Origin of the sequence: Natrialba sp. INN-245 (assembly GCF_009807105.1) — an archaeon.
Taxonomy (GTDB): Archaea; Halobacteriota; Halobacteria; order Halobacteriales; family Natrialbaceae; genus Natrarchaeobius; species Natrarchaeobius swarupiae.
On the sequence record NZ_WUBV01000005.1, the window covers coordinates 63,512 to 87,171 of the forward strand.

General features: G+C 60.7%; 20 protein-coding genes. 11 read left to right on the plus strand and 9 right to left on the minus strand.

All coding sequences use genetic code 11. From position 1 onward, the window contains the following. The first annotated feature begins 20 nt into the window (after positions 1 to 20). Together GRS80_RS01230 and GRS80_RS01235 are read left to right on the plus strand one after the other, a co-directional pair. Positions 21 to 977, plus strand: coding sequence for a TAXI family TRAP transporter solute-binding subunit (locus GRS80_RS01230; protein WP_160045966.1), 957 nt, complete (start codon positions 21 to 23; stop codon positions 975 to 977). A 6-nt stretch (positions 978 to 983) separates the two neighbouring features. Beyond that, positions 984 to 2,939 carry a TRAP transporter fused permease subunit gene (locus GRS80_RS01235; RefSeq protein ID WP_160045967.1) on the plus strand — a complete coding sequence of 652 codons (1,956 nt, stop codon included), beginning with the start codon at positions 984 to 986 and terminating at the stop codon, positions 2,937 to 2,939. 89 nt (positions 2,940 to 3,028) lie between these two features. Here the strand turns inward: GRS80_RS01235 and GRS80_RS01240 are convergent, their stop codons facing one another. From GRS80_RS01240 to GRS80_RS01260, 5 genes are all read right to left on the minus strand, one after another. Beyond that, positions 3,029 to 3,460 carry a universal stress protein gene (locus GRS80_RS01240; RefSeq protein ID WP_160045968.1) on the minus strand — a complete coding sequence of 144 codons (432 nt, stop codon included), beginning with the start codon at positions 3,458 to 3,460 and terminating at the stop codon, positions 3,029 to 3,031. A gap of 276 nt (positions 3,461 to 3,736) precedes the next feature. Continuing rightward, complete coding sequence (locus GRS80_RS01245; protein WP_160045969.1) at positions 3,737 to 5,095, minus strand: MFS transporter; 1,359 nt, start codon at positions 5,093 to 5,095, stop codon at positions 3,737 to 3,739. A gap of 471 nt (positions 5,096 to 5,566) precedes the next feature. Beyond that, positions 5,567 to 6,589, minus strand: coding sequence for a dihydrodipicolinate synthase family protein (locus GRS80_RS01250; RefSeq protein ID WP_149080870.1), 1,023 nt, complete (start codon positions 6,587 to 6,589; stop codon positions 5,567 to 5,569). 126 nt (positions 6,590 to 6,715) lie between these two features. After that, positions 6,716 to 7,696, minus strand: coding sequence for a MaoC family dehydratase N-terminal domain-containing protein (locus GRS80_RS01255; RefSeq protein ID WP_160045970.1), 981 nt, complete (start codon positions 7,694 to 7,696; stop codon positions 6,716 to 6,718). Further along, on the minus strand, positions 7,693 to 8,829 hold the full coding sequence (locus tag GRS80_RS01260; protein ID WP_160045971.1) for a PrpF domain-containing protein: 1,137 nt from the start codon (positions 8,827 to 8,829) through the stop codon (positions 7,693 to 7,695). The genes GRS80_RS01255 and GRS80_RS01260 overlap by 4 nt, the downstream gene beginning before the upstream one ends. Positions 8,830 to 9,131: 302 nt before the next feature. Between GRS80_RS01260 and GRS80_RS01265 the strand changes: the two genes are divergently transcribed. Beyond that, positions 9,132 to 9,890, plus strand: a complete 759-nt coding sequence (locus GRS80_RS01265) for a class I SAM-dependent methyltransferase (protein ID WP_160045972.1) — start codon at positions 9,132 to 9,134, stop codon at positions 9,888 to 9,890. Positions 9,891 to 9,899: 9 nt separating this feature from the next. Here GRS80_RS01265 and GRS80_RS01270 read toward each other — a convergent pair whose 3' ends face one another. After that, positions 9,900 to 10,964, minus strand: a complete 1,065-nt coding sequence (locus GRS80_RS01270; RefSeq protein ID WP_160045973.1) for a quinone-dependent dihydroorotate dehydrogenase — start codon at positions 10,962 to 10,964, stop codon at positions 9,900 to 9,902. Positions 10,965 to 11,139: 175 nt separating this feature from the next. Between GRS80_RS01270 and GRS80_RS01275 the strand changes: the two genes are divergently transcribed. Next, a complete protein-coding gene (locus GRS80_RS01275) occupies positions 11,140 to 12,135 on the plus strand; it encodes an LLM class flavin-dependent oxidoreductase (protein ID WP_160045974.1) in 996 nt (331 codons plus the stop codon). Positions 12,136 to 12,258: 123 nt separating this feature from the next. On the opposite strand, the gene GRS80_RS01280 is transcribed toward GRS80_RS01275, so the two are convergent. Continuing rightward, positions 12,259 to 13,386: a CaiB/BaiF CoA-transferase family protein gene (locus tag GRS80_RS01280; RefSeq protein ID WP_160045975.1), complete on the minus strand. Its 1,128-nt coding sequence runs from the start codon at positions 13,384 to 13,386 to the stop codon at positions 12,259 to 12,261. 297 nt (positions 13,387 to 13,683) lie between these two features. Between GRS80_RS01280 and GRS80_RS01285 the strand changes: the two genes are divergently transcribed. Then, the gene (locus GRS80_RS01285) at positions 13,684 to 15,219 is read left to right on the plus strand and encodes an AMP-binding protein (protein WP_160045976.1); all 1,536 of its coding nucleotides are present in this window, start codon (positions 13,684 to 13,686) and stop codon (positions 15,217 to 15,219) included. Between the two features lie 135 nt (positions 15,220 to 15,354). Here the strand turns inward: GRS80_RS01285 and GRS80_RS01290 are convergent, their stop codons facing one another. Continuing rightward, entirely contained in the window at positions 15,355 to 15,753 is a 399-nt protein-coding gene (locus tag GRS80_RS01290) for a hotdog fold thioesterase (protein ID WP_149080877.1), read from the minus strand. Positions 15,754 to 16,050: 297 nt separating this feature from the next. Between GRS80_RS01290 and GRS80_RS01295 the strand changes: the two genes are divergently transcribed. From GRS80_RS01295 to hcaB, 5 genes are all read left to right on the plus strand, one after another. Next, a complete protein-coding gene (locus tag GRS80_RS01295; RefSeq protein ID WP_160045977.1) occupies positions 16,051 to 17,475 on the plus strand; it encodes a Rieske 2Fe-2S domain-containing protein in 1,425 nt (474 codons plus the stop codon). Between the two features lie 21 nt (positions 17,476 to 17,496). Beyond that, on the plus strand, positions 17,497 to 18,009 hold the full coding sequence (locus GRS80_RS01300) for a 3-phenylpropionate/cinnamic acid dioxygenase subunit beta (RefSeq protein ID WP_149080879.1): 513 nt from the start codon (positions 17,497 to 17,499) through the stop codon (positions 18,007 to 18,009). 2 nt (positions 18,010 to 18,011) lie between these two features. Then, a complete protein-coding gene (locus tag GRS80_RS01305) occupies positions 18,012 to 18,476 on the plus strand; it encodes a hypothetical protein (RefSeq protein WP_160045978.1) in 465 nt (154 codons plus the stop codon). Between the two features lie 253 nt (positions 18,477 to 18,729). Then, positions 18,730 to 19,620 carry a VOC family protein gene (locus tag GRS80_RS01310; protein ID WP_160045979.1) on the plus strand — a complete coding sequence of 297 codons (891 nt, stop codon included), beginning with the start codon at positions 18,730 to 18,732 and terminating at the stop codon, positions 19,618 to 19,620. Then, positions 19,621 to 20,418 (plus strand): 3-(cis-5,6-dihydroxycyclohexa-1,3-dien-1-yl)propanoate dehydrogenase, encoded by a 798-nt coding sequence (hcaB, locus tag GRS80_RS01315; RefSeq protein ID WP_160045980.1) that lies wholly within the window; start codon positions 19,621 to 19,623, stop codon positions 20,416 to 20,418. 39 nt (positions 20,419 to 20,457) lie between these two features. Here hcaB and GRS80_RS01320 read toward each other — a convergent pair whose 3' ends face one another. Beyond that, positions 20,458 to 21,885 carry an FAD-dependent oxidoreductase gene (locus GRS80_RS01320; RefSeq protein ID WP_160045981.1) on the minus strand — a complete coding sequence of 476 codons (1,428 nt, stop codon included), beginning with the start codon at positions 21,883 to 21,885 and terminating at the stop codon, positions 20,458 to 20,460. 440 nt (positions 21,886 to 22,325) lie between these two features. Here GRS80_RS01320 and GRS80_RS01325 point away from each other — a divergent pair, with 440 nt between their 5' ends. After that, a complete protein-coding gene (locus GRS80_RS01325) occupies positions 22,326 to 23,618 on the plus strand; it encodes an ABC transporter substrate-binding protein (RefSeq protein ID WP_160045982.1) in 1,293 nt (430 codons plus the stop codon). The last annotated feature ends 42 nt before the right edge of the window (positions 23,619 to 23,660 follow it).

Below are 23,660 nucleotides of genomic sequence, written 5' to 3' on the forward strand. Positions count from 1 at the left end.
TGTAGATGTATCCATTTAGCATGGTACTAGCCAACAGGCGACAGTTCCTAACGAGTGGTCTGGCGGTCGGAACAGGATTGGTTGCCGGATGTCTCGGTGGCGATGACGACGCGAGAGATCTCTCGATACACACCGCCGGTGAAGGAGCCTCTCATTACACGAAATCAGCGCCACTCGTGGAGTTGTTACCGGAACACACCGAAGATCCACCGCTGTCGGCAACCGTGAGTACGTCGGACGGTTCCGTGGCAAATATCCGAAATTTGGACAACGGTGAGATCGATATTGGAACGACCGTCGACCAGATCGGACATCTGGCGTACAACGGCGAGGTACCCTTCGAAGACGAAATCGATATACGGTGTATCATGCGCTCGGAGGTCGTCGCACAGTACTACGTCGTGCGAGACGACTCGGAGATCGAAACGATTTTCGACTTAGACGGCGTGACGATGACCTCGGGACCGGAGGGAAGTGGCACGCACGGTCAACACGATACACTGATGGACCACTACGGTCTCGAAACGGACGATCAGTATATGGGCTACGGCGAGGGGCTTCGGGCCCTTCGTGACGGGGATCTGGATGCGTTCTTCGGACACCACGGATCCGACACGATGAACGCCTTTGCGACGGACGGTGACGAGCTTCGAGTCCTCGGATGGACCGAAGATGAGTTCGACAGTATGCAAGAAGTGTTCCCGTGGACGGCGAGAGCGGAAGTGACGCCGGACATGCTCGAAAACTACGAGGAGACCGAGCTGGCGATGGGGACGAACAGTTTCTGGGTGACGATGCCGGAGATGGACGACGACGTCGTCTACGAGATGACGAGAGCGATTCTGGAAAATCCGGAACCGATCCAGGAATCCAACGTTAATTCGGAGAATCTCGAAACGGAATGGGCGTACTACGACTTCGGTGTCCCCTATCACGACGGGTCGCTCGAGTACTTTGAAGAACACGGTCTGATCTGACCGGCCATGGACACTGCCCTGAATTCGGCGGACGAACAGCGAGTTGGCGGGGAGGCGACCATACTCCAGCGGATAATCGCAGTGGGAGTAACGCTATTTACCCTGTACGTAGCCCTGACGCTGCAGTTTAACTCGTACCAACAGCTGGGAACCTTTCTCCTGTTGACGTTGGTATATCTGTTTGTGAAATTTCCGCTGAGAGAGGAGATCAGTTACGATGTCTTGCCGAGCGACAGCTACTACGACTGGATAGATCGCGCCTTGATCGCACTCTCTGTGGTGTCGTACGGCTACTTGATCGTGTTTTCACAGCAGGTGATCGAACAGGCAGGGACAGCGACGCCGACGGAGATCGTCCTGGGGATATTCGCAATAATCGTGGTGGTAGAAGCGACGAGGCGGACGATCGGCTGGGCGATACCGATCCTCGCGGTGTTTTCTCTGTTGTACCTGTTTATTGGTCCACTGTTTCCCGGCGTGTTCAGACACTCGGGGTACTCCTTAGAGCAGATGGCGACGCAGATCTACGTGAGCTCGCAAGGGCTGTTTTCGTTCCCACTGTCGGTCATGTTCGACTACGTGTTCGTATTCGTCTTGTTCGGGGCGCTGTTGGAGATCTCAGGCGGCGGAAAGATGTTTTTGGATCTCGCGAAGGTGCTGTTCGGAAAGGTAACCGGCGGACCCGCAAAGCTCACCGTGTTCGCCAGTGGCTCCATGGGTATGATCTCCGGAAGTGCGGTTGCGAACGCGCTAACGACGGGAGCCTTTACGATTCCGACGATGAAAGACCAGGGGTACGAACGAAACTTCGCGGCGGGAGTCGAAAGCGCTGCCAGTGCTGGCGGTCAGTTGCTCCCTCCCGTTATGGGCGCTGCTATTTTTATTATGATGGATATCACTGCGATCGACTACGTAACGATCATTGAACGGGCACTCGTTCCAGGATTGCTGACGTTCTTCTGTGTATACATGGTCGTTCATTTCCAGAGCGTCAAGATGAATCTGGTCGGACTGCCTGACGAGATGATCCCGGATCGCAGGTCGGTTATCTCACGATTGTATTACTTCGTTCCGCTGGTTATACTGGTCTATCTCCTATACACGGGAATGAGTGTCCGCCGGTCGATCGTCTACTCGCTGGCGATCCTGCTGTTTATCACGTTCATTCCGAAGGACGCGAGGCTGTACGACCCGAGATCCGAATCCGATACGCTGATGTCAAACTCGTTAGTTGATGGGATAGAGCTCGCCTGTAAGCGGGCCGCGCCGATCATCGTGGCTGCGACCTGTATTGGTATCGTACTCGGCGTTATCGGATTGACGGGGCTCGGACTGGCCATTTCATCGGTGGTGATGGATCTAGCGGGGACACACCTGATGATGGCACTGCTCGTGACGATGGTACTCTGTATCATATTCGGAATGGCAACCGATACGGTAACCGTCTACATTCTACTAGCGATTCTCGTCGCACCGTCGCTGGTCCGAATCGGCCTACCGGAGTTGACGGCGCACCTCTTTATCTTCTATTTCGGTATGATGGCGATGGTCACACCGCCAGTTTGTATCGCCGCATACGCCGCATCGACGATTGCAGAGAGCCATCCGCTCAAGACCGGCTTCTGGGCCTGGAAGCTCTCACTGGGTGCGTTCTTGCTGCCGTTTGCGTTCGTCTACGACGAACGACTTCTCCTGATTGGGTCGGCCGACGGAATTGCCATTGCGATACTCACTACATCGATCGGGTTCGTTGCTCTCGCCGCGGCAATCGTTGGACACATCTACACGGGAATATCTCGCATCGAACGCGGGATGTTAGTTGGATCCGCACTGTTGCTCATCCATCCGAGTCTCACGTTGAACGCCGTCGGTCTGCTCGTCGGATTGGTCGGCGGATATCGCCAGATCAGAAGCCGGCTGAAAGACGAACACCTCCGTTCGACGCCAGCAAAAAGTGATTAAAGCTCGTCGATCACGCAGACGAACCGAGTTCACTAATCGCTCACCGGTCCACACAGGCTACGACCATGCCGACGAAGACGCGAGACCGGTCACGCTGTGCCGGCGATAACGACCGGAACCGGGCTATCCAGCGTGACGTTTTGGGTCACGCTGCCGAAGAGAGCCTTGCCGACCGGCGTGCGCTTTCGAGCGCTCATGACGATCGTATCGACATCGTCGTTTTCTGCAACCGCCAAAATAGTCTCTGCCGGATCGCCGTGTTCCCGACGTGTCGAAACGGACACACCGTTCTCGCTGAGATACGCCGCCGTCGCTTCGAGGCTCTCCGGTGGCTCCGAATTCTCGAACAGTTCCTCGGACTCGAGGCGACCACCGTCGAGATCCTGTACGTCCCGCTCCGCGAACACACTCAGGACGGTTACGTCGATCTCGTCGGTCACACTAGGTAATGAAAGGACTGCATCCGCCGCTGCGCTCGCTCGGTCCATGTCCGGATCGACCGGGATAAGAACACGATACATGTCCTCATACTGTACGTCCAAGGCCTTGAACTAACTGGTCCAGAAGAATGGTTAGTGATTTGTCCATTCGTCTCTCTGAGTCGACATCTCTCGGTCGGAAAGCAATACCGAGCATCGTCCACTGGGCCGTGACACAGGTCGTTTCCGGTGAAAATACCCTCGAGCGGTCGTGAAACAGCTTTGAGCCCGCGAATCACTATCGGGTACGGCCGCCGCCGGCCACTCGGAGACGAGCGGGAAAATCGGTTCACCGACGACGATAACCTCGAGTCGGGGTTATCGCAGTGATTGGCCTTTCGTCTCCGTCCCCCACGTGAGGATGAGAACGGCACCCGCTGCCATCCCGATGGCAAAGGGAGTCAGCGCGACGAAATAGCCCCACGTGACGAGGAGGCCGGCCACGATCGGACCGCTGATCGACGCGATCTTACCGATACCGCTTGCGAATCCAAACCCAGTCCCACGCACTTCGGTCGGGAACAGTTCTGCGGTATAGGCGAGCATCGGTCCCCACGCGCCAATCAGGAAGAAACTCGCCAGAAAGAGGCTCAACAGCGGGTGTACGACCTCGAGTCCGGCGATCGACCAGCCGGCCAGTTCGGTTGCGAAGGTAAACGTAAAGACGCCAGCCAACAGCAGGTAGCCACCGATCGTGTACATTCGGCCGATCCTGTCGATCAGATACGCCGCACTGAGGATTCCGGGCAGTTGCGCGATGGCGACAAGAAACAGTTGCCCGTAGAGATCGCCGCCGACGTTTGCCGCCTCGAGCGTGTCGGGAAGCCAGATGAAAATACCGTAGAATCCGAAGTTGATGCCGAACCACGAGAGTGACGCAAGAATCGTCCGTCGACGCAGTCCCGGTTCGAACAGTCGGGCGAAACTGGCACTATTACCCCGGTCGGATCGCGTTGCAGTAATTGCCGATGCGGAATCCCCGTTTTCGCCCGCGATATCCTGGACACGTGCGTTCGCATCGTCGAGACGATCGTCCGAGGCGAGATAGTACGGCGTCTCCTCGAGTCTGCGAATTACCAGGACGAGCACGGCCGGAAGCGCCGCACCGAGGAAGACGAACCGCCAGGAAGCGACGCCGAGGATCGTTCCATCGGTGGCGAGAACGTCGAGACAGATCCACGCGAGGACGACCGCCAAAATCGTCCCGATCGGCCAGAACATTTCGAAATAGACGATATACCGACCGCGATGGCGCGTCGGAAGGTGTTCGCTGAGATAGGAGACAGTGATGGTCGTCGCCCACCCGACGCCGAACCCGGTGAGGAGTCGAAAGGCGAACAGCGAGTAGAACCCGAGCGAAAGCGCAGTCAATCCAGCGAACAGTGAGTAACAGAGAACTGCCCACTGGAGGCCGGAAACACGCCCGACCCGGTCGGCATACCAGCCGCCGAACCAGCTTCCGAACATGATGCCAACCAGGGCGCTGCTTCCGAGTAACCCGGCTGCAACGCCCGAAAGAGACCAACTATCTATCAGGGCCGGGAGGACGAACGAAATAGAGAGGATTTCGACGGCCGTAAAGCACAGGGCACAACCAGTAATGAGCAGCAATCGCCGGTGAAACGACCCCGTCGAGAGATCGTCGACGACGTCGCTGACGGTCGTTTCATCAGACATCGTCGAACGAGCTCTGCGTTGGTCGGTCCCGTCGGAACCCATCGTTATCCATTCGGTCCGTCCGGTTCCATCGGTAGCTGGCGGTACTGGCCGGTCCGCTAGTGCTTTGGCAAGCCTGCACTGCAGGGTCGAATTCGGTGGTGTGGTCCGATTCGACCCTGCAGTCGACGCTTGTCGGAGTACTAGAGACGACCCGAGTTTCGAGCAGTCGGATACAGCAGGGAAGACTGGTGGCGTTCATCGATAGGACAGTGGTTTAGACAAGAGGAAAGTAACATTTTCTATCGTCGGTTGACAAGAGATAGCATCGGTGCGAGCGTTTCGACGGAGCGTCCGGTCGAAAACGAGTGATAAACCACGTTAGGCCGTGAGGACCGGCATCGAAACCGAGCTTCGGCGGGAGTTGTCCGATTCAGCGTGTGATACGGTTTGCGATGACTGATTGCCGGTCAGTCGTCCGTCGATGTGCGATCAGTTGTCGGTATCGCGGAGGTCGGACGCGAGTTGGCGCCACTCGCGACCGGATTCGCGGGCCATCTCGACGAGTTCCTCGGGGGCAACGTGGTATGGCGGTCGAACCGGGCCGGGGTCGATATACCCAGCACCCTCGATTCGGGCCTTCTGTAGCGGAATCGTGTACAGCCCGTAGAGGTCGTCGTGGCGGACGTTCATCGTTTCCGGGTAGACCGCTTCCGGACCGACCTGTGGGTAGAACTTCTCGTTCGTCTTGTTGATCCGGTAGTTCAGTTCGCGTGCGGTCTCGTCGTCGCCCTCGGTGATGGCGTCCCGAAGTCTGAGCGCCGGCAGGGGATCACACGATGCACTCCCCGACCAGGCCGCGTTCGCGTGTTCGGGCGCGAGTTCGTTCGCGATGTACCACTTTCGCTCGATCGGCATCAGCTGAACCGAATCGCCGACGGAGCTGACGGCGTCGCGCCATCCCGCGTCGACCGCACCGTATTTCGCACCGACGACCTGTGGGATCTCGGCGAGTTCCTCCCAGAGTTTCGGCGTCAGCCGATTCTTGAACGCCGGCGGGTTGTGGTAGACGATGATTCCGAGCTCCGGGACTGCCTCCGCGACGTGGCGATGGAACTCGACGGTCGCCTCCGGCGAGAGCTCGAGCCACATCGGTCGACCGAGCAAGACGCCGTCGGCACCGACGTCGCGGGCGTACTTCATACGCCGGATCGTCGATCGGGTGTTCAGCGTGGTCGGACCGGCGATAACCGGCACGTCCCCGTCGACAGCCTCGACGACGATTCGAGTGAAGTCCTTCCACTCCTCTTCGGTGAGTGTCGCCGCTTCACCGAACGTCCCGTTGATCATGATGGCGTCGACGCCGTCGTCGGCGAGTTGCCGGGCACCGCGTTCTGCTTCCTCACGGTCGAGCGTGTACTCGGCCGCTGGATCGCTCGCGTCGGCCGTCGCCGGCGTTGGCATGATCGAAAAGATACCCTCTACGTCTTCGTACTCTAATCGCTGACTTCCCATACACCCCTAGTGGAGTAACTAAGGCTATAATAATTTGGATACGCGAGCGAGACCGATCCGGAGATGGGTTCGATCGGGACCGATCGCCAGTCGTTCCCGATGACGACGCTGGTCTTCGGAGTGGGATCAGTCAGTGTCTGGCGCGAATCGATCCGTTTCGACCGACACGACTGCCGAACCGGTCACCGCAACCGACCCGTCTCCCGTGTGTGCCGCTAGGTCAAGTTCGACCGCCGACGTCTCGTGGTCGACGGCCGAAAGCGTCGCGGTCACGGTGACGGTATCGGTTTCGAATACGAACGACTCGTACCGAACGTCCAGCGTCCGGAGGTCGGCCGGCGAATCAGCGATCTCGAGTGCCGTCTGTGCCAGATACTCCGCGTTGATCGGTCCCTGGTTCACCCGGCCGGGGTACCCACACCGTTCCGTGTAGGCAGGATCGAAGTGAATCGGGTTTGGATCCCGGAGGACCGCAGAGAGCAGTTGCATGGACGACGGATCCACGTCGAACACCCGTCGTGCGATCGTCTCGCCGACCGAGCACTCGTTCAGATTCGTCGGACCGTCCGTCTCACTCCGGTGAGATTCAGTTTCGTCGCCACTCGAGCGGCTCGACTCGTCGTCGGCGGAACCGGTGCCCTCATCGCCGTCGTCGGAAGAGTCACCCTCGTCGTCGCGGACGATCAGATCCGTCTCGAGTTCGTACGCCGGCTCTCCGTCCTCGGTCGTTACGTCGTACGTGATCGTGACAACGTGAAAGGATCCCTGACCACCAGTGATGTGGGAGACGTTCGTCACCGACGCCGTGGCTCGATACGTCTCGCCGACGCGTATCGGGCGCGCAAACGAGAATCGATGGCCACCGAGAAACACCGAGAGGTCGCTCCAGTCGCCGCCCCGGAGCGTCTCCTCGATCGTCGAGAGCGATGCGGCTTCGCGAGCGATAGCGACGCCGGTACTCGGTGGCGCGGCCCAGCCGGTCTCGTCTGCCGCCGCCCCAGTCCCGGGCGCAGTCGCTTCGGACCAGAGGTACGCAAGCCACGGCTCGAGTGTCGTCGAACCGCCCTCGAACGTCCGGCCCTCGAGTTGCGCTGGGTCGACGCTCATCGGTCGAGATAGTAGAGGTCGCCGTGCATGAGCTCCCTCGCGGTCCGATCGACGGAGACGGCCTCGACGGACTCTCCGTCGCGTTCGACGCCGACCCACATCGTCCCCTTCGGGTGTGCGATGGTGACCTCGCCGTCGGTCGACGCCTGGCAGAACTCGTTGGGGATCGTTCCCTCGAACACTCCCGCCGTCGCAGTACACATCGCTCCGGTGACGGCGTAGGCGTGGTGGGCCTTTTGCATCGACATGATCCGGGCGAGCAGGTCGTACTCCTCGGTCTCGATCGTCTCTCCGCCGACCGTCTCGTACGACTGGGGCTCGCCGACGATCGTCATCTTCGGAATCCCGGGACTCTCAGCGGTCGCGTCGGCGGCGTCGTCGACGAATCCGAGTCGCTCACACGCGGCGCTTCGAACCCGCTCGAGGCGCTCGAGGACGGCCTCGTCGCTGTCGATCGTCGCTGGCGTTTCCGCAGCCGTCAACGAGAGATCCGACGCGCGGGCGAACACACACGGGTTCGACACGTCGACGAGCGAGACCTCGAGCGATCCGACGCCGGGGACGTCGAGGGTGTCGATCCGGTTCCCCGTCGGGAAGACGGCGTCGGTGACGGAGCCGCCGGGGTCGAGAAACCGCGAGCGAATCCGTGCGCCGGTTCCCGGAACGCCGTTGACGGTAAACTCGCCGCGATACCGGGGATTGCCGTCCTCGTCGACCGGAAGCGTCTGCTCGACGACCGTTCCGGTGTTCTCGTTTCGAAGTCGGAGCGTCGCATTCCCGTCCGAGTCAGGCTCTGCGGTCGCGACGCCGCGCTCGAGGGCGAACGGACCGATCGCAAACGAGAGGTTCCCGCAGTTGCCACCCCAGTCGACGACCGGTTTCTCGATGCCCACCTGTCCGAACAGGTACTCGACGTCGATGTCGTCGTCGCCGGGTGAGATAATCATCGCCTTGCTCGCAGTCGAGTGTGAGCCGCCGACGCCGTCGATCTGTTTCGGGTCTGGGCTGCCGAACGTCTGTAACAAGAGGTCGTCCCACCGGTCTCTGTCCGCCGGCAACTCACGTTCTCTGATGTATACGCCCTTGCTCGTCCCGCCGCGAAACAGACTCGCCGGGAAGTACTGTTGTGCCATCGTACTGGGATTGCTTCGCATAGATAATAATAACGACGGACTCACCCTGCGTCTCGAGTTCGCTCGGTCGGGCTACTGATAGGGATTATCGTAGGAGTTCATCGGTTCCCAGTGAAGAACCGAGAGACAGTGCCGAAAGAGAGGATTCGAAACCGGTGGTTGGCTACGATAATCCCTATAAATCCAGTGGGCCGTGCCGATCCATCGGTCGAACCCGGTGGCGAGTTTCGATCCGTCGACCGGTCGGTCCGTCAGTGAACGAACGGGATAATACATATGACGGTAGAGCGTGATACCGACCCATGACCGACGACACGAGCCGAAAACGCGAGGCCGCAGCGGCGTTCGACGAGAGCGCATCCGAGTATCTAGAGAGCGACGTCCACCGGGCCGGCGACGACCTGGCGCAACTCGCGTCGTGGTGTAGCGAGGCGAACCGGGCGCTCGACGTCGCAACCGGTGCCGGCCACACCGCCGGCGCCATCGCTGACCAGGGCGTCGAACACGTAGTCGCCACCGACGCGGCACCGAAGATGGTCGAGACGGCAACGACCGAGTTCAACATCGCCGGCGTCGTCTCCGACGCCGAACGACTCCCGTTTGCCGACGGCAGTTTCGACGCCGTCGCCTGCCGAATCGCCGCCCATCACTTCCCCAATCCCGAAGCGTTCGTCGAGGACGTCGCCCGCGTGACCGCTGACGGCGGGGTCTTCGCGTTGGAGGACAACGTCGCTCCCGCGGAGTCCGAACTGGATGCGTTTCTCAACGAGGTCGAACGGCTTCGGGACCCGACGCACGTCCGCTCTCACACCGAATCCGAGTGGCGTCAGTGGCTCACCGAGGCCGGGTTCGACGTCGAAGAACGGCTGTTACTCTCGAAAGAGATCGACTACCGTGACTGGGTTCGCCAACTCGAGACGCCAGCCGAAAACCGGGCACAGCTACGCGAGGCGTTCGCCGATCCGCCAGCGGGAGCGTCGGAGCTGTTCGATATTACGTACGAGGACGGAGAACTGGTCTCCTTTTCGAATCTGAAACTACTCGTTCTCGCCAGACGTTAGGGCCTGGATTCACTCGAGGTCTGCACCGATGGCCTCCTCGAGCGAGTCGAAGCCGTCCCGGCGGAGCAACTCGACGAGCCCTCGGTTGATCTCGCGGGCGAGCGACGGACCGCGGTAGACGAATCCGGTGTACACCTGCACGAGTGACGCGCCGGCCCGGATCTTCCGGTATGCACCCTCGGCGTCGTCGACGCCGCCGACGCCGATGATCGGCAGCTCCGTCAGCTCCGCGAGCGTCGCAACGGTTTCCGTCGCCGCGGACTCGAGTGGCTCGCCGCTGACCCCTCCCCACTCGTTTCGGTGGGTGTCAGTCAACTCGTCGTGGTCGGTCGTGGTGTTCGTCGCGACGATGCCATCGATCGCGAACTCTTCGACGATCTCGACGAGGTCGGCGAGGCTGTCCCGGGTCGAATCGGGGCCGACTTTCACCAGCAGTGGCTTGTCGTTCTCGTTTTCGTCCTCGAGCGTCGAGAACACCTCGCGGAGGTGGTCGGGGCTTTGTTCGTCGTAGTCCTCGGGCGTGTTCGGACAGGAGACGTTGAGGACGAAGTAATCCGCCTGCTCGGAGAATCGATCGAGCACGCGTCGGTAGTCCTCGATCGCCTCGTGTTCGTCCGAGCTGTTCATCTTCCCGATGTTGACCGCGACCGGAACCTGTGGCGTTCCGTGCGTCTCGAGTCGGTTCGCGACACGGTCTGCACCCTGGCTGTTGAACGCCAGCCGATTGATCATCGCCTCGTCGTCGGGAAGCCGGAACAGGCGGGGACGTTCGTTCCCCGGTTGCGGATACGGCGTGACGGTCCCGACCTCGGCGAATCCGAAGCCGAGGTCGGACAGACAGTGCATCACCTCGCCGTTCTTGTCGAAGCCAGCGGCCACCCCCACCGGCGACTCGAAGGTCAACCCGAACCGTTCGATCTCGAGCATCGGGTGGCGATAGCGGTAGTTGTACCGAATTGCTCGTCTGAGCGTTCCCGACGACTGTGCCGACGCCATCGCTCGCTTGCCGAGATTGTGCGCCGTCTCGGCCGGCAACGCGAACAGGAGCGGGCGGGCAGATTCGTAGAGCGTCATTGTCCCTCCCTTCGCAGCCACGAACAAAACTCGTTCGACTTTGACGGATCGGAGAGCGCGTGTGACCGTCAACCACGCCTGCGAGCACGGGCACTGAAAACGTTATATAGCCGACAGATATGTCAACGAATAATGGAAACTATTAATCCGCTGTTCTCCGAACCTTCGACTGACGATGGTAGAGTTTGGTATTAACATCAACAATCGCGAACCACTTCTGGTCGAGAGCTATACGGTCGAACGTATGCTCGACCTGGGCGAAGCGGCAGGTGAAAACGGCTTCGACTCGGTCTGGGTCGGCGACAGCCTCCTCGACAGACCGCGTCTCGAGCCGATCAGTCTTCTCGGGAATCTCGCGGCACGCACGGACGACGTCAAACTCGGGACCGGGTGTATGATCACCCCCCTGCGTCACCCAGTGCAGTTCCTGCAGGCTTGGAACAGCCTCGAGATGATCTCCGACGGGCGGATGGAGCTCGGTGCCTGTATGGGTCCACCGACGCCCGGCTGTAAGGAACAGTACGAGGTCCTCGACCTCGATTACCGCAAGCGCGCGAAGATGCTCGAAGAGCAACTCGAGATCTTCAAGCAGTTCTGGCGTGAGGGCGAGTTGAACTACGACGGCGATATCTATCAGTTCGACGACGTCGACTTCCGACGCGGGCCGGAGATCCGGGATCTGGCCCCCGTCCAGGAAGAGCCACCGATCCTCGTCGTGAGCAATCCGGCACACCACGACTCGGGCTCCGACGACGTCATCAACCGCGCAGCCAAACGAATCGTCGAACTCGGCGACGGATGGATGGCGGCTGGCCTCTCCGACGCACCGGAGGAGTACGCACGACAGTGGCAGAGCATCGTCGATTACGCCGAAGCGAACGGTCACGACCCCGACGACGTCCACACGACGTTCCAGGTGACGATGACCATCGACGACGACACTGACGCTGCCGACGAGAAGATGGACGAGTACATCCAGACGTACTACCCACAGCTCTACAAGGGCAAGGACCCAGCCGAATGGGGACCAAGCGGTGACGCCAACGACCTCATCGAGTGGATCGAGGAGTTCCACGAGAGCGGCTGTGAGGAGTTCATCATCCGATTCGGTGGCGAAGACCAGTTCGAGCAGATGGAGAAGTTCGCCGACGAAGTCCTTCCCGCGTTCTAAGACGCGGACACGACGACTCAGTCGCCGCGGTTTTCTTCGTAAGAGTGTGCGCCTCGCGAGCGGTGGTGTTGAACGTCGCGATCACCGTCGCCCCCTGGTGCGTTCGAACGGTCGGACGCGGAATCAGTCGGCGTCGACGAGCGCGTCGATTTCGGCCTCGCTGTAGCCCGCCGCCGCGAGGACTTCCCGCGTGTGTTCGCCGAGAGCCGGCGGCCCGTCTGTTGCCGGCTCGACGGGCGGCTCCGTCTGCGCCGGAAACCCGATCCGGCCGTCGACCACCAGTTCGCGTTCGCGTGCGTGAGCGCTTTCGAGCGCCTCCTCGAGCGTGTTCACGGCAGCGATGGGGGTTTCTTCGTCGGCGGCCTCGAGCCACACCGACTGACTCCGCGCCGCGAAGATGTCGGCGACCTCCTCCCGGAGTGCGTCCCGTACCGCCGGGTCGGACGAACAGTGTTTCTCGCGGAGATCGGGGCGGTCGACGAGGTCACAGAACCGCTCCCAGAACTGCGGTTCGACCGCTGCCAGCGTCACGTACCGACCGTCTGCAGTTTCGTAGACGTCGTAGCACGGATACAGCCCGGTAAACGGTTCGGGCGGGCGTGGGTCGGTACCCGCGAGCGCAGACGGTGCGTACGACTGGCTGAACGACAGGAGGACGTCGAGCATACTGACGTCGATATAGGATCCGTCGCCAGTTCGTTCCCGAGAGAGCAACGCGGTGACGATCGAAAACGCGGCGAACAGCCCGCCACCGATATCCGAGATGCTGAACGGTGGCGGCGTCGGTCGCTGTTCTGTCGACCGGCGCGAGAGGTCGACCAGTCCGCTCAGTCCGGCAAACGTCAGGTCGTGGCCCGGCCGGTCGCTGTACGGCCCGGACTGTCCGAACCCGGAGAGCGAACAGTAGACGAGGTCCGGTGCGATCGACCGGAGCGTCTCCTCGTCAGCACCGAGACGCGACGCCACGCCGGGGCGATACCCCTCGATGACGACGTCGACGTCCGTGACGATGCTGTGTAACGCCTCCTGTCCCTCATCGGTTTTCAAATCCAGCGTGACACTTCGTTTCCCTCGAGAGAGCCCATCGAAGACGCCGTCGTCGGGCTCGACGAGCGGAACGGAGCGCAGCGGATCGCCATCCGGTGGTTCGACTTTCAGGACCGTCGCACCGAGGTCGGCGAGCAACTGCGTCGTGTAGGCACCGGGCAACAGCTGTGTGAGATCGAGGACGGTATACTCGTCGAGATGCATGTCACTCGTACTCGTCTACGTCGTGTTAGAGGTAACGCTACCGGCGTTGGAACCCGGACTGATACGGACCGATAGCAGCCACGGAACGTCACTGTACACCCGACCGGGATCGTCCGCTCGAGGACCGGAGAGTGGCCCGTTCGCCGGGCGCTGCCCACAAGCGGTGTGTTACTCGTTCAGATGTTACGATACAGCCGTGAACGGACATACTTGACAGTTTGTGCATAAATACGTCCGATTAAAGAGTACAAACCTGTGACCAATATATTTATTCTCTTGCTATAGTATACCAGTCGTATGGATATCGGAAGCATGGTCGGTCAAGCAGCCGACCGTTTCGGTGACCGCCTCGCAGTTGCCTGTCAGTCGGACGGTGAAACGCGAACGCGTACCTTCGACGAGCTAAACGCCGAGAGTAACCAGATCGCAAACGGGTTGCTCGATATCGGCATCGGGACGGGTGACGTGGTCAGTATCTACGCGCAAAACTCGATCGAGTTCGTCGAGACGTTCTTTGCGGCACAAAAACTCGGTGCGATCGTCATGCCGATCAACATCAGGTTGGACGCATCCGACGTGGAGTACGTTCTCGAGGACGCCTCCCCATCGTGTCTTCTCGCCGATTCGTCGCTTCTCGAGGAGCGCAAACAGGCAGAAGAGATACTCGCAGCCTACGACGCCCCGCTCTATACGTTCGGTGAATCCGAATACGTCTCCCACGAAGAGCTGGTACACGGATCGACACAGAAGCCCGGACTCCCGGTCGACGGCGAAACGATCGACGGCTACTTTTACACGTCGGGCAGCACGGGGAACCCGAAAGGAGTGATTCACACGCACTCGGACCGCGTGATGGTCAACATGAACGTAATCAGTGAGTTGGGTCTTCGCCACACCGACGTCAACGTCTTGCCCCTCCCGCTGTATCACAGCGGCCCACTGTACTCCGGATTCGTCCCGTTTCTCCAGTTTGGAATCCCGACGATCATCTTCGAGCAGTTCGATCCCGAAGCAACCCTCGAGGCGATCGACGAGTGGGACGCAACGGTACTCGGCGGCGTTCCAGCCCAGTACGACCGCCTGACGAAAGTCGACGACCTCGATGACTACGATCTCGACTCGTTGCGGTTCTGGTGGTACTCCGGGGCACCGATGACCGAAGGGGTACTCGAGCGCTGTCGAACGCACCTCTGTGATCGTCACTCGGTCATCTACGGTGCGACGGAGGTCGGTCCGCCGGTCTCGATCCTTCCCCCGGAGAAAAGCCACGAGTATCCGGAGTCCTGTGGGACCGGACTTAGCTATCAGCGGATTCGGATCGTCGAACCGGACGGAGAGCCGGATCCGGACGCGACGGTCCCACCGGGGACGACGGGAGAACTCATCTGCAAGGGCGAGTCGGTGATGAACGAGTATCTGAACCTGGCGGAGAAAACGGAGAACTCGCTCGTCGACGACTGGTACTTCACCGGCGACCTCGCGATGCGAAACGAAGACGGCTACATCTGGGTCAAGGGCCGGAAAGACGGTATGATCATAAGCGGCGGCGAGAACATCTATCCGTCAGAGATCGAAAACGTCGTCCTCGAGCACGAACGGGTCGACGACGTCGCAGTTCTCGGCGTCGAGCACGACGAGTGGGGTCAGACGCCCAAGGCGTACATCGTTCCGGTAAACGGCGATTCGATCGATCGGGAGACGATCATCGACTACTGTCGGAACAGTTCGCTCGCGGATTACAAGCGACCACGGGAAGTCGCGGTCGTTCCGGAGATCCCACGGAACTCGAGCGGTGGCAGCGTTCTGAAAGACGAACTTCGCTCACTCGAGTAACCCGGACCCTGCAGGGAGACGACGACCGCGAAACGCTTTGCAAGACGGCGTGTTTCGTACGGGTTGGGGCCCCGACGTACTGATGCACCCGCCCGAGGGTCGCAGGTGGACCGAAACTGACGGATAATAAATCTATCACTCGATGCGATAGCCTCGGACCCGAAACATCGCGATCTGCGTTCCGTCCTCCTTCTCGACGACCACCCGCGTCCCGTTCAGTTGGGAGCTCTCGTGGATGATCCGGGCCGTCGCGATCAACGTGTCGCCCGGTTCGGCGGCCGAGAGAAAGGACGTGTTCGTCTCGATGCCGACGACCGTCTGTCCGTCTGCCTGCGTTGCGGCCGCTGCAGCAGCATCCGCGAGTGCGAAGATCACCGCCCCGTGGAGTTTCCCGTTGAAATTCACTACGTCTTCGGTGACGGTGAGCGTCGTCTCGGCGTACCCAGGTTCGATGGTGGCGAAGTCGATACCGAGCGTCCCGCAGAACGGATCCGCCCGGATGTGCTCTCGAGCGGCGTCTACGTCGTCTGTCATCCTCTGCGTGTTCTCTGAGCGACCAGTTGAATGTTTGGTCGGACCACACGACCCCGGACTCGAGAGTGACCACTGTTTATGACTCGAGGACGGTCCGATTCGGTGATGGTTGAACGGTGGTAGCCGAGCGGAGTAAACCGACACTGTGTTGGGTCGATACCGTGATATTCGGGCGTACTGATCAAACACGATCCGTGGGGCCGTATTCGTCGGATACCCCCCATATAACGGCTGAGAGTACGGGAACGTTCGGGCAAAGGTAAATAACTAAGAGCATGGAGTCACATATGTGAATCTATGGCAACAGAGGAAGACTCCTGTCCACACGGCGACGTGGATAGATCAGCAGCCATGACGGACGATGTGACGACATCGTCCCGGGTTGAACGAATTCTCGACACTCATCGCGAGGCACTCCAAGACGGTCGGCTGCCGATGACCGTATACAACGACGAGGAGATCTTCGAGACCGAACTACACCGTATCTTCGGGCAGTGCTGGATGTTTATCGGTCACGAAACCGAAGTCCCCGAGCCCGGCGACTACGCCAAACGCTACATCGGCAAGGACCCGTTCATTTTCATCCGCGGCGAGGACGGTCAGATCCGGGTTCTGTTCGACAGCTGTACCCACCACGGCAGTCAACTCTGCAAGGCCGAACAGGGTAACAGCTCCCACTTCCGGTGTCCGTACCACGGCTGGACGTTCAAAAATACCGGCGACCTCGCCGGGATCCCCCTCCGCGACCAGGCCTTCGAGGGGCTCGATCCCGACGAGTGGGGACTCCACGAAGCGCCCCGCGTCGAAAACTACAAGGGCCTCGTCTTCGCGTCCATCGCCGACGAGGGCCCCTCCCTCGAGGAGTATCTGGGCGACTTCAAGTGGTATCTCGACGTCCACCTCGACATCGCGAAAGGCGGGATGGAAGTCATCGGCGAACCCCACCGCTGGCGAGCAGACAGCGACTGGAAGTCGGGATCCGACAACTTCTCGGCCGACAGCTACCACACCGGCGTCGCTCACCGGTCGGTGTTCGAAGTCGGCTTCGGTGACGAAGATATCTCGGGAACCGCCGGTCAGGAGACCCAGCGCCACGTCACCCACGCCGATTCGGGCTCGACGAGTCTCCGGCTGCTCGATCCCGAAGAGGAGATCTTCTTCGGCTACCCCGAGGAGTACATCACCGACGAGAACCTAAGCGACGAACAGTACGAGGTCGCCGCCGCCTGCGGAGCGGCGACGGGGACGATCTTCCCGAACCTCTCGTTTATCCACCTCGCTGCGACCAACGATCCGGACAAACCCCTCGACGGCTTCTTCAGCCTTCGTCAGTGGCAGCCGGTCGCTCCCGGCGAGATGGAAGCCTGGAGCTGGGTGCTCGTGCCCGCGGAAGCCTCCGAGGAGTACAAACAGCGGGCATACGACGTTGCCCTCGGGACGTTTAGCCCGTCGGGTAACTTCGAACAGGACGACTTCGCCGTCTGGGACGGTATCGCCGAGGCCGCCGGGACGGTGTTTGCCGACCAGCAAGACGTCCAGATGAACTACCAGATGGGGATGCCCGGCATCGGTAAAGCCGAAATCGACGAGGACTGGGACGGTCCCGGCACCGCCTGGGACGACAACCTCGAGGAGGGGACCTGTCGGACGTTCCACGGTAACTGGCAGAAAGCAATGAACGGCGAAGAAGTCGGGATGCGCTACCCGCGAGACCACATCTAAGCAAGATCCATGACCAACCAGATGACACATCAATCGGAACTCGAACGACACTACGAGTGCGTGTCGTTTTACAACCGCGAGGCCGAGTTGCTCGACGAGAAAGAACTCGAGCACTGGCTGGAGCTGTTGACCGAAGACATCAGATACGACATGCCGCTGCGAGTCACACGTGACCGTGGCTCGGACCGCTCGGAGTTCAGCGAGGAGGGCTTTAACTACCGAGAGGATCGGAGCACGCTCGAAGCACGGGTCGAGCGGTTTCAGTCGGAGTTCGCGTGGTCGGAAGATCCGCCGACGCGAACCCGTCACTTCGTAACGAACGTTCGGGTAGCGGACGTCGACGGTGACGAGCTCTCGGTAAAGAACAACCTGCTGTTGTTCATGGCCCAGGGTGAAGAGGCCGACGGAACGACGGTGTCGGCCGAGCGTCACGACGTGTTGCGACGTGTCGACGGCGAGCTCAAACTGGCCGAACGGGATATCCGCCTCGACCACACCGTCCTTCCGATGAAAAACATCTCGGTGTTCTTCTAATCATGTCCCGAACACGTACTACAGGAAACCCACTGTACGTGACCGCACACGACGACAGAGGCGTCGCCATTCAGAAGGTCCACACGCCACGCGGGGAACGGCTCAGGTTCGAAGCGCCTCGCCTGGGCGAAACGAACCATCTGGACGCGGTCGCCCTCGAAAGCGTGACGTGGCAGGACGCCGAGGAGATGGCCGATCGCGCCCGCTCGGTCGACGCCGACGAGTCGATCGGGAGCGCCACCGACTGGAACGACGGTACGTCCGAGCTAATGGTCGCAAACGAGTACGGGCAGGTCGTCCTCGAAAAGGAGGGCGATAGCGGTGTACACCTCACCGCACCCAAACTCGGCTACGACATAACGCTCGGTGTCGACGAACTCGAGTGGCTCACGGTACAGGACCACGAGACGTTCACCGAGTTCCTCGAACAGCCGTTCGGACCCGGTGACGAACACGACCACCACTAACGGGGTCTGTCGTACCGACATCCCGATACAATCGCAGATCGATCGCGGGCACGCCGGGAGGAGTGGACGACAGACCGCCTGACCCGAGTTCGCTTGGGTCGCGTTCGCTCTCTACGAGCGATCTACGTGCCGCCACGCTGTGTGGAGGCCACCCAACGGTTACGGCTGTCACGGCCGATCGCTCTGATCGAACGGAAACCAACCAGTTTACGAACATCGAAGCACCTACGAACCTACAGAGGAAAGAGAAACTATGTCAGGAGTTAAGAAAATAGAACACGCTGTACTGGAAGTAACTGATCTGGACGAAGCGGTCGAGTTCTACACCGACGTCGTCGGCCTCGTCGAACTCGAGCGCGCGGACGATGTCGTCTATCTCGGCTGTGGCCTGGACGAAAACTACGACCTCGGGCTGGTCGAGGGCCAGACCGGCGTCGAACACTTCGCACTGCGCGTCACGGCAGACGAACTCGAGGAGTACGAGACGCGCCTCGACGACGCGGGCGTCGAGACCGAGCGAGTCAGCGACGAACCGGGCCAGACCGACGGGCTCCGGTTTTCGCTCCCCAGCGACGTCGAGATGGAGCTCGTGACCGTCGCCGACTCCTCGTATCATCATCCGGTCAAACCGGAGGGCGACCGTAACGCCGTCACCCCGCGTGACCTCGACCACATCAACCTCATGACCCACGACGCCGACGCCGACCTGGAGTTCCTCGAGGAGCACCTCGATTTCGCCGTCTCGGACAAGATCGTCGGCGAGTCCGGGTTTACGATCCAGGCGTGGCTGCGCCACGGCCGATTCCACCACGACGTGGGCCTGTCGAACGGTAACGACGTCGTCCGGACGCTCCATCACCTCGCGTTCCAGATGGACTCGTTCGATCACATGAAGAAATTCTGTGACCGCCTGGCGAGCAAGGGCCACCGACTCGAACTCGGCCCGAGCCGCCACAACGCCGGTGGCAACCTCTTCGCGTACTTCTGGGCACCCGGCGGAAACCGGATCGAGCTCACCGCGGAGATGGCGACGGTCGATCCCGACGCCGAGACCGGCATCCGCGAAATCGACCGCGAGACGAACACGGTCTCGACGTGGGGTGGGGTGGTCCCCACCAAAGAGTTCCTCGAGGAGGGATCGTAGATGGGCTGGCTCGACGGAAAAACCGCGCTCATCACTGGCGGTGGTTCCGGCATCGGTCGGGCCGTCGTGGACCGCTACGTCGAAGAGGGCGCGACAGTCGGAGTACTCGAACTCGACGGCGACCGCGTCACCGCGTTGAACGAGGAGTACGGCGACGCAGTCCACGCCGTCCAGGGCGACGTCTCCGAGTGGGAAGACAACGAGCGTGCCGTCGCGGAGACGGTCTCGGAGTTCGGCAAGTTAGATATCTTCGTCGGCAACGCCGGCATCTTCGATAAGGTCGTCCAGTTGGCCGACCTCGAGCCGGACGAACTGGAGACGGCGTTCGAGGAGGTGTTCCGGGTAAACGTACTCGGCTACATGCTCGGCGCGAAAGCGGCACTTCCGGAATTGCTGAAGACGGAGGGCTGTATGGTGTTTACGGCGTCGTACTCGAGTTTCTATCCGGCGACGGGCGGCATGGTCTACACGCCCTCGAAACACGCGATCGCGGGGATTATTCGGGAGCTGGCGTACGAGCTCGCTCCGAAGATTCGCGTCAACGGGGTCGCACCGGGGTACAGTCCGACGAACCTCTCGGGCGTCGAGGCCCTCGGGCAGGGAGAGAGCGCAGCAGATCCCGACGAGATCGACAAGCGGTATCCACTGCGTATCCCTGAAGCCGAGGAGTACGCCGGCTACTACGTACTGCTCGGGTCGGAAGAAAACAGCCGCGCGTCGACGGGAGCGATTATCGAGGCCGACAGCGGCCTCTCGATCCGCGGTGCGGACGAGCCGGCGGGCGGAACCGATCTATAGCGACGGTCGATCCACTCGCCTCGGTTTTCGAAAGGACGGTTACTCGACTCGGTCGTCAACAGCGGATTCTACTGCGCGTCGACCCATCACGAGCGCGTTCGCGAGTCCGCCCATGTAGTGGCGGTTGTTTACGTTCCCGATGTCCACGCCAGCCGCATACAGACCTGCAATCGGCTCGCATTCGACCGATTCGTCGTGGCCCTCGTCGACGAAAAGCGTCGACGGACTCCGGCGTTCGTCGAGGACGCGACCGCCCTCGTCGACGTGGAGTCCGCCCATCGTAAACGTAATGCCGGGCTGGACGGCCACGGCGTAAAACGGCGGCGTGTCGACGGGACGCTGGTAATCCGTTCGCGGCGGATCGAGTCGGTCGCCACACCCCGTCCGAACTGCCTCGTTGTACTCGTCGAGCGTTTCGACCGCGTTCGTACCGTCGACGCCTGCAGCGTACAGTTTCTCCTCGAACGCCTCGAGGGAGTCGGCGCGAACCACCTCGGCTCCTCGATCGGCCGATCGCTCGACGATCGTCCCGATGTGACCCATGCTAAACACCTCGTCGTCGTAGAGGTCGCTATCGAAGACGTAGTACGCGCGGCCGTCGGCCTCGTGTGCCGTATCCTGTGCCAGCGTGTGCTCGAGGTCTGACTCCGACTCGTCGGTAAATCGCTCGCCGCGTTCGTCGATCGCGACGGCGAAGGGTCCGTAGTACTGGGTCAACTCGAGATACCGGTCCGGTGTGACGTTCGCCGGTGGCGCGGCGAGGTTGTGACCGTAAAACGTCTCCATTCCGCCGGTCGTCTTCGCACCGACGTCTCGTGCGGCCGTCAGCCCGTCGCCTGTGCTCCACGGATTCGCTCGAAGCCAGAGGTTCTCGATCGCCGGCGTCACGTACTCCTGAAGAAGCCGTTCGTTCCCCTGGAACCCGCCAGTAGCGAGGACGACGGCGTCGGCCTCGATCTCGAGATCTTCACCGTCAGCGGTCGTCGCGTCGACACCGACTACCGTGTTCCCGTCGGTTCGAAGCGACCGCATCGGCGTTTCGACGAGAACCTCGCCGCCGCCGTCTTCGATCCGCGTTCGCAGGCGGTCGGTAAACGCTTCCGGCTCGATCTTTCCGCAGTTAGCGCCGGGAGTCGGTGCGACGACCGTCTCGCCAGTCGGTAACTCGACCGGCGGTTCGCGAACGGTCACACCCAGAGACTCGAGCCAGTCGAAGGCTGGATCGAGCCCCTCGACGATGGTTCGTTGGAGTTCGGGATCGCCACGAGGAACGTTCTCTCGTGCGTCGTCGATCGTCTCGTACGACCAGATCAGACCGGCAGAGAGATACATCGATCCACCCGGACGCGTTCCCTTCTCGAGGACGCATACGTCGGCACCGAGTTCTGTCGCACGAACACCGGCGACGAGCCCGGCCATGCCGGCCCCGACGATAACGACGTCACGCTGTCGTATCTCAGTTGTCATCGAGCGGATGTTCGGGGGCCTCGGATTTACGTTTTTTCAGTGAACTCACGTTGTGGCCAGCCCAGTACTTCGACGGTCGAGACCAACGGATCGCAGCCGTGGCCATAGCGTGTTGTTGGTGTGCCCTTCACGGAGCCCGTGAGTGGACTCATACTGCTCGCTGTACCGACGTACAGTAGACCGTATCGGGTCTTCAGACTGGGTGCCGAGACCATCATAAATATTGTTCAGACAGCACCCAACAAACGGAAAAATATTCCGCTATTATCCAGATAGGGGGTTTTGATATCTTCAGGGACACGCATGTAATAACAGACTAAGTGTGTTATATCCCTGCTCGGACTTACTCGAGGTTTGCCAGGAACCACCGAATATAACCGGTTCAAACATCCCATCTATTATCCCCCGGATTTATATTGGTGGGAAACTACCGAACGCGTATGCGTCCAAATGACTCACATGGGGAACGGGCTGAGATAGACGGCCGTAACGTCAGCAGGCGGCGTCTCCTGCAAGCTACCGGGGTTGCTGGTGTCGCCGGATTCGCAGGATGTGTCTCGGAAACTGAAGACAACGGTAACGGTGACGGAAACGGGAATGGTGGCGACGACGGTGAGATCGGAACGGTCACGTTCGGAGTGCTCTCTCCGGTCAGTGGCGGGTTCAGTCCACAGGGCGGACCACAGCGACAGGGTGCCGAAACGGCAGTCGAGTACATCAACGAATCCGACGAGTTCGATTTCGAAATTGAAGCGGTGTACGAAGACACCGAAACCGAACCGTCGGTCGGTCGAAGACGTGCCCAGCGCGTGGTCGAAGAAGACGAAGCCGAGTATATCGTCGGTGCAGTCAACTCGGCTGTCGCCCTCGCGATTTCGGAGTACGCCGCCAGCCAAGAGGTTATTTACACGTCAGGCGGTGCTGCGATGGAACTCACCGAAGAGGAGTGCAACGCGTACACGTTCAGAAACGAGACGAACACCGCCCAACAGGCGAGTGGTCTCTCCGAGTGGATTCTCGAGGAAGGGTACGAGAACGTCTGGATCCATACCGCGGACTACGCGTACGGTAACTCGGCAGTCGAAGAGATCGAAACGAGTCTCGAGGGAGAGGACGTCGAAATTATCGGCGCAACGGTTCCATCACTGGGGACCGACGATTTCGGCCCGTACATCAGTCAGATCTCGGATTCCGACGCGGACGTCCTCGCAATTCCACTGACCGGAGGCGACCTGATCGACTTCATCGGGCAGGCGGACAGCGCCGGCCTCAAAGACGACGTCGACATCATCGGCACGGCGAACTTCGCCAGGGTCGTTCGGAACGCCCTCGGACCCGCCGTCGCCGACACGTACAGTGCGGCGCTGTACGATGCCGACCTCGAAGTCGGGGACAACGAGCAGTTCGTCTCCCACTACGAGGAGATGCACGACGAACTGCCCGACGCGTTCTCTCGAGTCGGATACGAAGCGGTCCGAATGACTGCCCGCGGTATTCAGGAAGCCGGGACGTCGAACCCCAGCGAGGTCAAAGACGTTCTCCCCGATGTGGAGATGGAGACGATCCTCGGAACGACTCACTTCCGAGACTGCGATCACCAGTCGGCAAACCCCGTGTGGCCGTCGGAAATCGTTCTTCCGGACGACGACGCCGAGATGACCGAACTCAACATCCTGAGCGAAATTCCGCCTGAAGAGACCACGCCGGACTGTTCCGGCAACTGTGAGATGTAATGTTCGTCGATCGCCCACGTCAGCCAACACCCCCCGAACGGA

Bases quoted from the DNA above. Each gene is read 5' to 3' on its own strand.
- GRS80_RS01230 (WP_160045966.1), top strand. From the start codon at position 21: ATGGTACTAGCCAACAGGCGACAGTTCCTAACGAGTGGTCTGGCGGTC.
- GRS80_RS01235 (WP_160045967.1), top strand. From the start codon at position 984: ATGGACACTGCCCTGAATTCGGCGGACGAACAGCGAGTTGGCGGGGAG.
- GRS80_RS01240 (WP_160045968.1), bottom strand. From the start codon at position 3,460: ATGTATCGTGTTCTTATCCCGGTCGATCCGGACATGGACCGAGCGAGC.
- GRS80_RS01245 (WP_160045969.1), bottom strand. From the start codon at position 5,095: ATGTCTGATGAAACGACCGTCAGCGACGTCGTCGACGATCTCTCGACG.
- GRS80_RS01250 (WP_149080870.1), bottom strand. From the start codon at position 6,589: ATGGGAAGTCAGCGATTAGAGTACGAAGACGTAGAGGGTATCTTTTCG.
- GRS80_RS01255 (WP_160045970.1), bottom strand. From the start codon at position 7,696: ATGAGCGTCGACCCAGCGCAACTCGAGGGCCGGACGTTCGAGGGCGGT.
- GRS80_RS01260 (WP_160045971.1), bottom strand. From the start codon at position 8,829: ATGGCACAACAGTACTTCCCGGCGAGTCTGTTTCGCGGCGGGACGAGC.
- GRS80_RS01265 (WP_160045972.1), top strand. From the start codon at position 9,132: ATGACCGACGACACGAGCCGAAAACGCGAGGCCGCAGCGGCGTTCGAC.
- GRS80_RS01270 (WP_160045973.1), bottom strand. From the start codon at position 10,964: ATGACGCTCTACGAATCTGCCCGCCCGCTCCTGTTCGCGTTGCCGGCC.
- GRS80_RS01275 (WP_160045974.1), top strand. From the start codon at position 11,140: ATGGTAGAGTTTGGTATTAACATCAACAATCGCGAACCACTTCTGGTC.
- GRS80_RS01280 (WP_160045975.1), bottom strand. From the start codon at position 13,386: ATGCATCTCGACGAGTATACCGTCCTCGATCTCACACAGCTGTTGCCC.
- GRS80_RS01285 (WP_160045976.1), top strand. From the start codon at position 13,684: ATGGATATCGGAAGCATGGTCGGTCAAGCAGCCGACCGTTTCGGTGAC.
- GRS80_RS01290 (WP_149080877.1), bottom strand. From the start codon at position 15,753: ATGACAGACGACGTAGACGCCGCTCGAGAGCACATCCGGGCGGATCCG.
- GRS80_RS01295 (WP_160045977.1), top strand. From the start codon at position 16,051: ATGGCAACAGAGGAAGACTCCTGTCCACACGGCGACGTGGATAGATCA.
- GRS80_RS01300 (WP_149080879.1), top strand. From the start codon at position 17,497: ATGACACATCAATCGGAACTCGAACGACACTACGAGTGCGTGTCGTTT.
- GRS80_RS01305 (WP_160045978.1), top strand. From the start codon at position 18,012: ATGTCCCGAACACGTACTACAGGAAACCCACTGTACGTGACCGCACAC.
- GRS80_RS01310 (WP_160045979.1), top strand. From the start codon at position 18,730: ATGTCAGGAGTTAAGAAAATAGAACACGCTGTACTGGAAGTAACTGAT.
- hcaB (WP_160045980.1), top strand. From the start codon at position 19,621: ATGGGCTGGCTCGACGGAAAAACCGCGCTCATCACTGGCGGTGGTTCC.
- GRS80_RS01320 (WP_160045981.1), bottom strand. From the start codon at position 21,885: ATGACAACTGAGATACGACAGCGTGACGTCGTTATCGTCGGGGCCGGC.
- GRS80_RS01325 (WP_160045982.1), top strand. From the start codon at position 22,326: ATGCGTCCAAATGACTCACATGGGGAACGGGCTGAGATAGACGGCCGT.